Annotated in this window: 10 protein-coding genes and 1 pseudogene; 5 read left to right on the top strand and 6 right to left on the bottom strand. The window is 67.0% G+C overall.

Going from position 1 to position 11,743, the window contains the following annotated elements; all coding sequences use genetic code 11:
- Positions 1–4: 4 nt before the first annotated feature.
- From Cte04_RS13815 to Cte04_RS13795, 5 genes are all read right to left on the bottom strand, one after another.
- A complete protein-coding gene (locus Cte04_RS13815; RefSeq protein ID WP_066478681.1) occupies positions 5–1,627 on the bottom strand; it encodes a PepSY-associated TM helix domain-containing protein in 1,623 nt (540 codons plus the stop codon).
- Positions 1,624–1,935 (bottom strand): hypothetical protein, encoded by a 312-nt coding sequence (locus Cte04_RS13810; protein ID WP_066478678.1) that lies wholly within the window; start codon positions 1,933–1,935, stop codon positions 1,624–1,626. Before Cte04_RS13810 ends, Cte04_RS13815 begins: the two co-directional genes overlap by 4 nt.
- Complete coding sequence (locus Cte04_RS13805; protein WP_066478676.1) at positions 1,922–2,194, bottom strand: hypothetical protein; 273 nt, start codon at positions 2,192–2,194, stop codon at positions 1,922–1,924. Before Cte04_RS13805 ends, Cte04_RS13810 begins: the two co-directional genes overlap by 14 nt.
- Positions 2,195–2,430: 236 nt before the next feature.
- Complete coding sequence (locus Cte04_RS13800) at positions 2,431–3,906, bottom strand: amino acid permease (RefSeq protein WP_066478673.1); 1,476 nt, start codon at positions 3,904–3,906, stop codon at positions 2,431–2,433.
- 371 nt (positions 3,907–4,277) lie between these two features.
- Positions 4,278–5,180: a LysR family transcriptional regulator gene (locus Cte04_RS13795; protein WP_066478670.1), complete on the bottom strand. Its 903-nt coding sequence runs from the start codon at positions 5,178–5,180 to the stop codon at positions 4,278–4,280.
- Between the two features lie 114 nt (positions 5,181–5,294).
- Between Cte04_RS13795 and Cte04_RS13790 the strand changes: the two genes are divergently transcribed.
- The 3 genes and pseudogenes from Cte04_RS13790 (at position 5,295) to Cte04_RS13780 (ending at position 7,786) form a co-directional block, all read left to right on the top strand.
- Positions 5,295–6,464 carry an MFS transporter gene (locus tag Cte04_RS13790; protein WP_066478667.1) on the top strand — a complete coding sequence of 390 codons (1,170 nt, stop codon included), beginning with the start codon at positions 5,295–5,297 and terminating at the stop codon, positions 6,462–6,464.
- Positions 6,465–6,484: 20 nt separating this feature from the next.
- Positions 6,485–7,291 (top strand): 2,5-didehydrogluconate reductase DkgB, encoded by an 807-nt coding sequence (gene dkgB / locus Cte04_RS13785; protein WP_066478664.1) that lies wholly within the window; start codon positions 6,485–6,487, stop codon positions 7,289–7,291.
- Between the two features lie 12 nt (positions 7,292–7,303).
- Positions 7,304–7,786, top strand: a pseudogene (locus tag Cte04_RS13780) (hypothetical protein).
- 106 nt (positions 7,787–7,892) lie between these two features.
- Here the strand turns inward: Cte04_RS13780 and Cte04_RS13775 are convergent.
- A complete protein-coding gene (locus Cte04_RS13775) occupies positions 7,893–8,783 on the bottom strand; it encodes a LysR family transcriptional regulator (RefSeq protein WP_066478659.1) in 891 nt (296 codons plus the stop codon).
- A 144-nt stretch (positions 8,784–8,927) separates the two neighbouring features.
- Between Cte04_RS13775 and Cte04_RS13770 the strand changes: the two genes are divergently transcribed.
- Positions 8,928–10,409 (top strand): MFS transporter, encoded by a 1,482-nt coding sequence (locus tag Cte04_RS13770; protein WP_066478826.1) that lies wholly within the window; start codon positions 8,928–8,930, stop codon positions 10,407–10,409.
- Positions 10,410–10,712: 303 nt separating this feature from the next.
- Complete coding sequence (locus tag Cte04_RS13765) at positions 10,713–11,720, top strand: thiamine pyrophosphate-dependent dehydrogenase E1 component subunit alpha (RefSeq protein ID WP_066478657.1); 1,008 nt, start codon at positions 10,713–10,715, stop codon at positions 11,718–11,720.
- The last annotated feature ends 23 nt before the right edge of the window (positions 11,721–11,743 follow it).

Below are 11,743 nucleotides of genomic sequence, written 5' to 3'. Positions count from 1 at the left end.
GGATTTATTCATGTTGTGCAGAGGCAGAGGAAGAAACAGGGGACTTGGAGGGCTGCTGCAGCGGCCCGCGCGGCCTGCGGCCATGGGCCTTCCAGGACATCCAGGCCAGCAGCGCTGCCCCGGCGGCCGACAGGCCGTCGACAAACAGCAGGCCGCGTGCATAGGGCTTGTCCAGCGCCTGGGCCCATGGCCAGGCCTGGGCGAGCAGCGGCATGGCCAGGCTGGTGAGCGGAATCAGCGCCGTGGCCAGCGCGGCGGCGGCCAGCAGCCCCGCTGCGGCGCGCTGCGCCCCGCGCGCAAAGGCATAGCCGATGCAGGCTGCGAAGACGGCGTAGTACGTGCCTTGCAGCACCCGGTCCGGGTCCGGCGCCGTGGCGCTCAGCCAGCGGGCTGCCACCAGCGCCGCAGGCAGGCCGGCAACGCAGCCCAGGCACACGCCCAGGTTCAGTGCGGCAATGCAGCGCACATGGCGGGGCTGCTCGACACCGGACGGCTGGGACCCGGCCGGGGCGCGCAGGCGCTTGCTGCGGCTTTCGATCCACAGCACATTGCCGGTATAGAACAGCATTGCGCCCATCACGCCCAATACGGCATAAAGCACGCGCACGGGTTCGCCGCCATAGCTGCCGAAATGCAGCGAGAAGAAGCTGACCAGGGTGCGGGCCTTGGCCGAGCCCTGGCCCGGGGTCATTCCGTCCTGCAGCTGGGTGCCCGAGGCGGGGTCGAGCACCACGAAGCCTTCGCGCGGGCGGCGCTTGAAATGCACATCCTCGGTGCCGGCCAGGAAGACGCTTGCCTTGGGTGTGCCCAGGCCCCGGTAGTCGAGCGCCGTGGCGGCAAAGCCCGGCACGATGCCGGCGGCGTCCGCCGCGAGTAGGGTGGGTGTGCGCCAGGCCGTGGGGTCCAGCGGCACCGGCATGCGCGGCAGCTGCGCCTGGGCTTCGATGGCGCGCAGGCCCTGGGGGTAGACCCAGCGGCCCTGGGCATCGTAGATCCAGTCATGCAGGCAGAACACCGCGGCCGACAGCGCCATCACCACGTGGAACGGCAGGCTCGCGATGCCCAGCAGGTTGTGCAGGTCCAGCCACAGTCGCTTGACGTTGCGGCCGAAGCGCACGACGAACAAATCCTTGACCAGCGAGGGCAGCAGCACGACCACGCCCGAAATCAGCGCCAGCGCATAGAGCATGGACACGATGCCGATCACCGGTTCGGCCGTATCCCGGGGCATGGGCAGCCCGCCCTTGCGGTGCATATGGTCGACAAACTGGCCGGCTTCGGCGGCCGGCGCGGGCAGCGGGCGCAGCTGGCCCTGGCCGTCGAGTTCGACCCGTTGGGGCGTCTGGCCGCGCCTGCCCCAGCGCATGTAGGGCGCCGCATTGCTTTCGGATGCCAGCACCAGCGTGGCACGTTCGACTTCGGGGTGGGCCTGGAAAAAGGCCGCGGCCAGCGCGTCGGCATCCTGGCTGGCGCCGGACCGCTCGGGCTCGGCCCGGGCCCAGTGCGTGATCTCGGGCGAAAACATGGACAGCGCGCCCGCGTAGAACGCGATGAACAGCAGCATGCCGGCCAGGATGCCGGTCCAGGTATGGACCGACAGGTAGTTGCGTACGGTCGCTGCCTTCATGCCTGTACCGCCTTCAGCACTCCAAAGGCCAGTGCATTGGCCGCCAGCAGCGCCAGCCAGCAGTCCCGCTTGCCAGGCGCCATTAAGGCCAGCGCCGTGATGCCTGCCCACAGCATCGGGACCGTCCACATGGCGATCTGGTAAGTGGCTGGATCCTGCGCCGCATCGGCTGCGTAATACAGCAGGCCGCTGAGCCAGATGGCCAGCGGAAAGCCCAGCAGGCCGCCGACCAGGCCATGGTGCAGCAGATCCCGCGGCGGCGTGGCCCGGCGCGCCGGCTCGCGGGCCGGGCGTTCAGCGGTGGCCATGCGCAGCCTCCCGGCGCTGGCGCCAGCCCATCAGGACCGCGATCGGCGGAGTGACGGCCATGAGCCCGAGCGTGGCGATGGCCGCTGCTTCGGCGCCGGCCTGCGGCCGTTTCAGCATCGATACGGCCAGTGCGAGCAGCAGCAGGAAAAGCAGCCAGCCTGTGCGGCCGGTGATGCGGCTGGCGGCGCGTTCGGTAGCCAGCACGGCGGCAAGGCCGGCCAGCGTGACGGCCAGCGCGCAAGCGATTGAAACAAGCATGAAAGTAAAAAGCGCTGCCGTATCGATGGACGATCCGGCGCGCTTGGGGTGATTTGTAAATGGTTGTGATGATGATAAATCAAATGAGAATCGTTTTCATTAAAAAATAGAAAATTCAAGAAAGACATCACGGGACTGGCATGGCACCGGCATGCGGTCCGGCCCGGATGCCGCAAATGAAAAAGGCAGCGCCGTTGCCGGTGCTGCCTTGAACTGGAATATGAAAATCGCTGGGATCAGCGCGTGCTTTGCACGTCCATCTCCTCGTACCTCACGATGCGTGTGCCCTTGACGAGCTTGTAGCCCCACCAGATGGCCAGGAACAGCGGCAGGCCGATATAGGTGGCAATGGCGCCGACCCAGTCGATCTTGTCGGACAGGAAGTTCTCGTAGTTCTGGCCCAGCGTGATGATCAGGCACAGCACGAAGGCGAAGATGGGGCCGAACGGAAAGGCCGCGGCGCGGTAGGGCAGCTTGTCGAGATCGTAGTTCTGCGCCTCGCAGCCCTTGCGGAAGCGGTAGTGGCTGACGGCAATGCCCAGCCAGGCCACGAAGCCGCACATGCCCGACAGGTTGAGCAGCCAGATGTAGACGACCTTGGGGCTGAAGATATTGGTCAGAAAGCACAGCGCCGCAATGGCTGTGGTGGCCAGCAGGGCCAGCACGGGCACGCCGCGGGCATTGACGCGCGCGAAGATCCGGGGCGCCATGCCCTGGGTGGCCAGCGCGTAGAGCATGCGGGTGGAGGCATACATGCCCGAGTTGCCGGCCGACAGCACGGAGGTCAGCACCACGGCATTCATGACGGCGGCGGCCGACAGCAGGCCGGCGCGCTCGAACACCAGCGTGAACGGGCTCACGGCGATGTCGCCCAGGTCGTTCTTGAGCAGCTTGGGATCGGTATAGGGGATCAGCAGGCCGATGATCAGGATGGCGAACACATAGAACAGCAGAATGCGCCAGAACACCTTGCGCACGGCCTTGGGCACGTTCTTGGCGGGATCTTCGGACTCGCCAGCCGCAATGCCGATCAGCTCCGTGCCCTGGAACGAAAAGCCCACCACCATGGCCACGCCGATCAGCGCGGCAAAGCCGCCGGCAAACGGTGCGTCCGCGATGCTGAAGTTGGCGATATTGCCCCAGATGCCCTCGGGCGCGCCGCCCTGCAGGATGCCGAAGATCATCAGCATGCCGATGGCGATGAAGACCAGCACCGTGGTCACCTTGATGGCGGCGAACCAGAATTCGGATTCGCCGAACCCCCGGGCCGAAAGAATATTGAGGCCGAACATCAGGGCCAGGAACAGTGCGCTCCAGAGCACCCCGTCGATGCCGGGAAACCAGTAGGCCATCACCAGCTGCGCGGCCACCAGGTCCACCGCAATGGTCACGGCCCAGTTGTACCAGTAGTTCCAGCCCAGGGCGAAGCCGAAGCCTTCGTCCACATACTTGGCGCCATAGGTGGCGAACGAGCCGGACACCGGCATGTGGGCCGCCATCTCGCCCAGGCTGGTCATCAGGAAATAGACCATCAGGCCCACGATGACGTAGGCCAGCAGGGCGCCGCCGGGGCCGGCCTGCGAGATGGTGGCGCCGGAGGCGACGAAAAGCCCGGTGCCGATGGAGCCGCCGATGGCGATCATCGACATGTGGCGGGCCTTGAGGGACCGGTGCAACTGGCCGGCTTCTGAAGTGGATTCGCTATCGCTCATGAATACGAGTGTTTCTGGAAGGTCATGACACAAGCAGCAGGGCTGCACAGGGTCTGTGCCATGGCTTGCATTGTTGTGGTTCGGCAGGTTTAGCGCCTGGATAACAACGCTGCTTGCGCGATCGGCGATGACATACCTTGCCATTTGGTGGGTGCCGATTGTGAGGGATTTATCGCGTGCGCGTGCGCTGCAGGTTGCCAAGCGGCCTTGCCTATTGGCCATACATGAGAGCAAGTTGTTGTTTTGTATGTGTTTATTCGCGTGATGCGGCCGGGCTGGGCAGGACTGGAGCCTGCCTTCCCCAGCCCCGGCGGTGGCAAGAATGCAACGGATTGAGCCTGGGCAGCCGGTAGAGCGGGATTTGCCGGCGCTTATTCCTCGAAAGGCCTGCGTCCCAGCATCTCGACCACATAGTCCACAAAGCAGGTGATGCGCGCAGCCAGCGCGGTGTTGCGGTAGTAGACCGCGTTAATCGACTGGCGCACGTCCAGCGTCTGGCCGGCAAACAGCTGCACCAGCTGGCCGCTGCGGCGGTCCTCGCGTGTCATGAAGTCCGAAAGACAGACCAGTCCCAGACCTGCGAGCGCCATGTGCCGCAGCGTCTCGCCACTGGAGGAGGCGAGCGTGGGCCGGATGCGCACGGTGTTGCCGGCCGCGTCGCGCAGCGGCCAGTCGTTGAGCGACTCGGGCTGGGTAAAGCCCAGCAGCGCATGCCGCGCCAGCTGCCCCGGCTCGGCTGGCAGGCCGTGGCGCTGCAGATAGACGGGGCTGGCCAGCACGCGGACCTGGCTGGTGCCCACGGGGCGGGCATGCAGCGTGGAATCCTTGAGCACGCCGATGCGGAAGGCCACGTCGGTGCGCTTTTCGATGAGGTCGATGATGCCTTCGTTGGAATTGAGTTCCAGCTCGACCTCGGGATAGCGTTCGCGAAAGCCCGCGATCAGCGGTACCAGCACATGCAGCATGAAGGGGGTGGCCGCATCGACGCGCAGCCGCCCGGCCGGGCGCATGCGCCGTGCGGCCATCAGTTCTTCCGCTTCGTCGACGGAGGCCAGGATGGCGCGCGCACGCTGCAAAAAGGCGGCGCCTTCTTCGGTCAGTTCCAGCCGGCGCGTGGTGCGGCGCAGCAGCGTGGTCTGCAGCTTTTCCTCGAGGCGGCCCAGCGTGCGGCTGGTGGCCGAGACCGTCAGGCCCAGCAGCTCTGAGGCAGCGGTGATCGAGCCCGTGTCCACCACGGCCGCAAAGGCCTGCAATTCATCGAGGGTGGTCTTCATTATTGAATTGAATTCAAGAGTATTTGTTTGATACAGGGCTTAATCTGCAAATATAAACCGGGGACACTGCGATCCATTCCCTGATTCCCCCTATTCACTTCGAGAAAGACTGCAATGAAACCCGCTGCTGCTTTGTCCGCCCTGGCGATCGGCGCATTTGCCATCGGCACCACCGAGTTCACGCCCATGGGGCTGCTGCCCGTGATTGCCGAGGGCGTGCAGGTCAGCATTCCCACGGCCGGCATGCTGGTCTCGGCCTACGCCATCGGCGTGATGGCCGGCGCGCCGGTCATGACCCTGCTGTTCAGCCGCTTCGGCAAGCGCGCCGCGCTGATGGCGCTGATGGTGCTGTTCACCGTGGGCAACCTGCTGTCGGCGTTCGCGCCCAGCTATGCCACGCTGCTGCTGTCGCGCCTGATCACCAGCCTCAACCACGGCGCCTTCTTCGGCATCGGCGCCGTGGTGGCCGCCAGCGTGGTGCCCAAGGACAAGCAGGCCAGCGCCATCGCCATGATGTTCATGGGCCTGACCATTGCCAACATCGGCGGCGTGCCGGCGGCCACCTGGATAGGCCAGCAGGTCGGCTGGCGCGTGGCCTTTGGCGGAACGGCCGTGCTGGGCCTGGTCACCATCGCCGCGCTGTGGCTGGCCCTGCCGCAAGGCACGCCTGGTGCGCGCCCCGACGTGCGCCGCGAGCTGAAGGTGCTGACCCGCCCCGAAGTGCTGCTGGCCATGGGCACGACGGTGATGGGCGCGGGCGCCATGTTCACGCTCTACACCTATGTGGCCCCGGTGCTCGCTGACATCACCCACGCCAGCCCGAGCTTCGTGGCCTTTGCCCTGGTGCTGATCGGCATCGGCTTCACGCTGGGCAACAGCCTCGGCGGCAAGCTGGCCGACTGGTCGCTGGACGGTGCTGCCAAGCTCATCCTCGGCGCGCTGGCTGTCGTGATGGCTGTGCTGCCCCTGGTGATGACCACCCATGTGGGCGCGGCCATCGGTCTCGTGGTCTGGGGCGCTGCGGCCTTCGGCATCGTGCCGCCGGTGCAGATGCGCGTCATGCAGGCCGCCGCGCAGGCTCCCGGCCTGGCCTCGTCGGTCAACGTGGGTGCCTTCAACCTGGGCAATGCCGTGGGTGCGGCCCTGGGCGGCGCGGTGATCGGGCAGGGCCTGGGCTATGCGGCCGTGCCGCTGGCCGGAGCGGCCCTGGCCGCCGGTGGCCTGGGGCTGGTCTGGCTGGGCAATGCCTACCGCCGTCCTGTTTCGATTTCTTCTTCCATCTAAACCCCCTTAGGAGTTTTTCCATGAGCAATATCCCAAGCTTCGGCATCGGTACCTTCCGCCTGACCGGCCAGACCGCGATCGACTCGGTGCGCAACGCGCTGGACGTGGGCTACCGCGCCGTCGATACGGCCCAGATCTACGGCAACGAGGCCGAAGTCGGCCAGGCGATTGCCGAAAGCGGCGTGGCGCGCGAAGCGCTTTTCGTGACCACCAAGATCTGGACCGACAACTACGCCAGGACCAAGCTGGTGCCCAGCCTGCGTGACAGCCTGAAGAAGCTGCGCACCGACTACGTGGACCTGACCCTGATCCACTGGCCCGCACCGGGCAACGGTGTGGAGCTGTCCGAATACATGGAAGCCCTGGCCGAGGCCAAGGCCCAGGGCCTGACGCGCCAGATGGGCATCTCCAACTTCAACATCGAACTGACCCGCCAGGCCATTGCCGCCGTGGGCCAGGGCGAGATCGCCACCAACCAGATCGAGCTCAGCCCCTATCTGCAGAACCGCCGGCTGGCCGCCTTCCTGAAGGAGCAGGGCATTCAGGTGACTTCCTACATGACACTGGCCTACGGCAAGGTGCTCAAGGATCCGGTGCTGGCCAGGATCGCCGCCAAGCACAACGCCACGGTGGTGCAGGTGGCGCTGGCCTGGGCGCTGCAGCTGGGCTATGCGGTGATTCCGTCCTCGACCAAGCGGGAGAACCTGGCCAGCAACCTGCTGGCGCGCGACCTCAAGCTCGACGCGGAAGACATGGCGCTGATCGCCGCGCTGGAGCGCAACGGCCGCGAAGTCAGTCCCGAGGGCCTGGCTCCGGTGTGGGATTGAGGAGCGCTTGAAATGACTCCTTTGGCTTCCTTGACCGAAGGCGGCTTCAGCATAGGCATCGAGGCCCTTCTGGACAATGGCTGGACATTTGCAGGCGGATAGGCTCGGAGCCAGGCAGGCCGCCTGCCCGGCGAGCCGGACCTGCGCCGCCATGCCGAGCTGGCCCGACTCGCCGCCTGGCTTGGCTTTCGCGCGCTGTGGATGCGGGACGTGCCGTGGCGGGTGACAAGCCTTACGCCCGTTTCACCCATCTGGGTCTGACCGAAAACGCCGATGTGCCTTTGCAACGCTGGCGCTTCGGTTTTCGCGGCAGCCACAAGCCACAAGGCCTTGATCGCCGAGTTGCAGGCGCTGCGCGCGGCGGGCGCCGATCACGTGGGTCTGCATTTCCGGCGCAACCTGCGCCCGCTGGATGAGACCTTCCTTGAGAACGCCGAGCACGTGCTGCCTGTTTTTTCATCGTTCACCGCTTCAGGGGACTGCACCGCCCGGTAGATTTGCAATGCCTGATATCCAAGATCTCTGACGCATGGCCAGGAAAAGCGCTCAGCCCACGATGATTGCCGGCGGCATGTCCCTGCAGCCCTGAGCACCCGCGCCGCTACCACCGCGTCTGCGCGAGCAGCACCTGGGCCAGCGCCTTGATCTTGGGCGAGGCCTGGCGGGTGCGCGGATAGACGAGCGACAGCTCGCGGCTGCGCCCTTCGAGCTGGGGCAGCAGCCGCACCAGCCTGCCGGCCGCCAGATGTTCGCGCACCGCGAATTCCATGACCTGGGCGACGCCCAGGCCGCTCAGCGCGCCCTCGATGAGGGGGTCGCCGCTGTCAAAGCTCACGTGCTGGGGCGAAGCCCAGTCCAGCAACTGTCCGTCCGGCCCGAGGAACTGCCAGGGCACGCGCCGCCCCAGATAGTGGTTGTAGACCGAAAGGCAGCGGTGGTCCGCCAGCGCCTGCAGGTCCTGCGGGGTGCCGCAGGCCGCCACATAGCCGGGCGAAGCCACGGTCACCCAGCGCAGCGGGGGCAGGGCCCGCGCAATCATGCGGCTGTCGGACAAGGGGCCTATGCGCACGGCCGCATCGAACCCTTCCTCCACCATGTCCACCAGCCGGTCGGTCAGGCAGGCGTCTATCTGCAGTTGCGGGTGCGCGCGTATCAGCTCGCCCATCAGCGGCACGAGCATGATGCGTCCCAGCATGGAGGGTGCGGTCATGCGCAGCACGCCGCTGGGCTCGCAGCGGCGGTCCATGACGAGCTTGCGGGCCTCGTCCAGCCCGGCGATCAGCGGGGCGCTGCGGTCCACGAGCGCGCAGCCATCCGGAGTGAGCGACACGCTGCGCGTATTGCGGTGCAGCAGCCGCGTGCCCAGGTCTTTCTCCAGCTGGGCCACGGCGCGCGAAAGGCGCGACTGGCTGGTACCCAGCTGGCTGGCCGCCTGGGTAAAGCTTTTGCACTCGGCAACCTTGATCAGTACCTGCAGGGCATTGAGGTCCATGGATGAAGTGGTGGAGTTTGATTAATGCATTTTTGCATTAGTCAAAGAAAAATATGCTTTTTTTCTTTCATATTGCATTAATTAGCATGGCCATCCTTCTTTTCCTCCCTTCTTTATTTGTCTCTGTTCAGGAACGCTTTGGCCATGGACTCCCCGGTTTCTCTTTCAGGCGGCCCTGCCGCCGGTGCGCTTCGCCACCCCGGCGCAGCGCTTGCCTTGCTGTCCCTGTCCCAGCTGCTCATTGCGCTGGACGCCACCATCGTCTTCGTGGCGCTGGACTCCATGGGCCGGCATCTGGGCATGGGTGCGCAGCAGCTGCAGTGGGTGATCAGCGCCTATAGCGTCGCCTTTGGCGGCTGCCTGCTGCTGGGCGGACGCTGCGCCGACCTGCTGGGCAGGCGCCGCATGTACGTGACAGGCATGGCGCTTTTCGGCTTGGCTTCGCTGGCCGGAGGGTTTGCCGGCCACTCCTGGCAACTGGTGATGGCGCGGGCCGGCCAGGGCGTGGCCGCTGCGCTGCTGTTTCCGGCCACGCTGTCGCTGATCAACACACTGTATGCCGCCGGGCCGCAGCGCAACCGGGCCCTTGCCGTGTGGAGCATGGCATCCGCCGGCGGCCTGGCTGCTGGGGCGCTGCTGGGCGGCCTGCTCACCCAGCTTCTGGGCTGGAACTGGGTGCTGTGGATCCTGGTGCCCGTGGCCTGGCCCTGCGCGCTCGGTGCCTTGCGCTTTCTCCCGGCCACCGGCGGGCGGGGCGGGCCGGGCCAGGGCTTCGACCTGGCGGGCTGCATCAGCGTGACTATGGGCAGCAGCCTGCTGGTGGCCGCGCTGGTGCAAGGGCCCGAGTGGGGCTTCGGCAACTGGCGCGTGCTGCTGGCGCTCGCCGTGGCGGCGGTGCTGCTGGCATTGTTCGTACGCATAGAGGCGCGCGCCGCTTCGCCGCTGATGCCGCTGGCTCTGCTGCGCGAGCCCGGCCTGCGCACGGCCATGCTGCTGACCATGGTCTTCATGAGCAGCTATGGCGTGCAGTACTACTTCCTGGCCCTGTACTTCCAGCAGATATACGGCTGGAGCCCCTTGCAGGCCGGCCTGGCATTCCTGCTGCCGACGGCGGTGTGCACGGTGGGCATACGCTGGGCCGAGCGCTGGCTGGCGCGCAGCTCGCCCCGCACCGTTCTCATGGGCGGCTGGGCCGCAGGGGCGCTGGGGCTGGCTTGGACGGCCTGGGCGCTGCCGCTGGGCAGCGGCTACGTGTGGCTGGTCCCCGGCTTCGTGGTGGCCAGCGTGGGGCAGGGCGCCAGCTGGACGGCTATGTGGGTGCTAGCCGGCCAGGGCATAGACGCCGGCCGGCAGGGCGTGGCCTCGGGCATAGCGGCCACGGCCCAGCAGGTGGGCGCCGCCCTGGGCCTGGCCGTGCTGGTCATGCTGGCCACGGCACCGCTGCTGGCGCTGCAAGGCGGGCAGGCTTTGCCGGCAGGTGCGCTGGACGAGGCCACGGCCCGGGGCCTGCAGCATGCCGAATGGGGCGCGGCCCTGCTGGCGCTGCTGGGGCTGGCAATCGCCGCCCGCATGCGGGTGCCCCGCCAGAGCGAGGCCGGGCCGGGCGCGCACTCCTGCACGGTCTGAGACGGAGGCTGCGACACCTGTCGCAGCGTTTCAGCCGCTGTGCGACAGGTGTCGCACAAGGATGCCGCAGCTGTCGCATGCCGGCGCGGGCGGCGCAGCGGATCAGGCCGCTTCAGCGCCGTTCGTGCGCCGTAATCCGGCCTGCATGCCGGTATTTCCTGGGATTTACCCGTATTCGTCGAGGCTCGGGCTCTGCCTGGCACAGCGCTTGCGCTGAAGGCTGCGTGGACGCGATGGCGTGCATGCAGGGCCCGGCCGGTGCATCCGGCGGGCCGCAACCCAACGACAGACGGAGACATCACCATGAATCCAAGCACCGAGCGCAAGCTGTGGATGTACGAGAAGATGATCGAGATCCGGGAATACGAAGAGACCATGGCCCGGGTCTACATGGAAGGCAAGCTGCCGCCGCATATCCAGAAAGGCCTGGCCTTCGACATCGGCTCCGGCCCCGTGCCGGGCGAGATGCACCTGGCGGCCGGGCAGGAGCCCGTGGCGGTCGGCGTATGCGCCCACCTGCATGACGACGACACCGTGGTCGGCTCGCACCGCCCGCACCATTTCGCCATTGCCAAGGGCGTGCCGCTCAAGCCCATGACGGCCGAGATGTTCGGCAAGGACACGGGCCTGGGCCGCGGCAAGGGCGGGCACATGCATCTGTTCGATCCGGCGCACAAGTTCAGCTGCAGCGGCATCATCGGCGCCAGCATGCCGCCGGCCTGCGGCGCGGCCCTGGCCGCCAAGAAGCGCGGCAAGGACTGGGTGGCCGTGGCCTTCTTCGGCGAGGGCGCGACCAACCAGGGCGCCTTCCACGAATCGATGAACCTCGCGGCGCTGTGGAAGCTGCCCGTGCTCTTCGTCTGCGAGGACAACAAGTACGCGATCTCGGTGGAAAAGAGCGAGTCCACCTCGGTGGCCTGGAACGCCGACCGCGCCGCCGCCTACGGCATGCCCGGCGTGCTGGTGGACCAGAACGATGCGCTCGCGGTCTACGAGGCCGCCGGCGTGGCCATCGCGCGCGCCCGCCGCGGCGAGGGGCCGACGCTGATCGAGGTCAAGACCGACCGCTACCTGGGCCACTTCCAGGGCGACCCCGAGACCTACCGCCCCAAGGGCGAGGCGGCCGAGCTGCGCAAGAACGACCCGATCCCGCGCCTGGGCGAGCACCTGCGCCGCGCCGGCCTGCTCGACGACGCCGCCGACCAGGCGCTGCGCCAGCGTGTCAACGCGCGCATCGCCGAGGCCTACGAGTACGGCCGCAGCAGCCCGTACCCCAAGCCCGAGGACGCGCTGCTGCACGTCTTCTGCTAACGCCCCCACGAACTTCGGAGACC

The organism is Comamonas terrae (genome assembly GCF_001544075.1).
GTDB lineage: Bacteria > Pseudomonadota > Gammaproteobacteria > Burkholderiales > Burkholderiaceae_C > Comamonas > Comamonas terrae.
The sequence above is the reverse complement of the archived record's forward strand: the minus strand, read 5'-3'. Positions and strand labels throughout refer to the sequence as shown.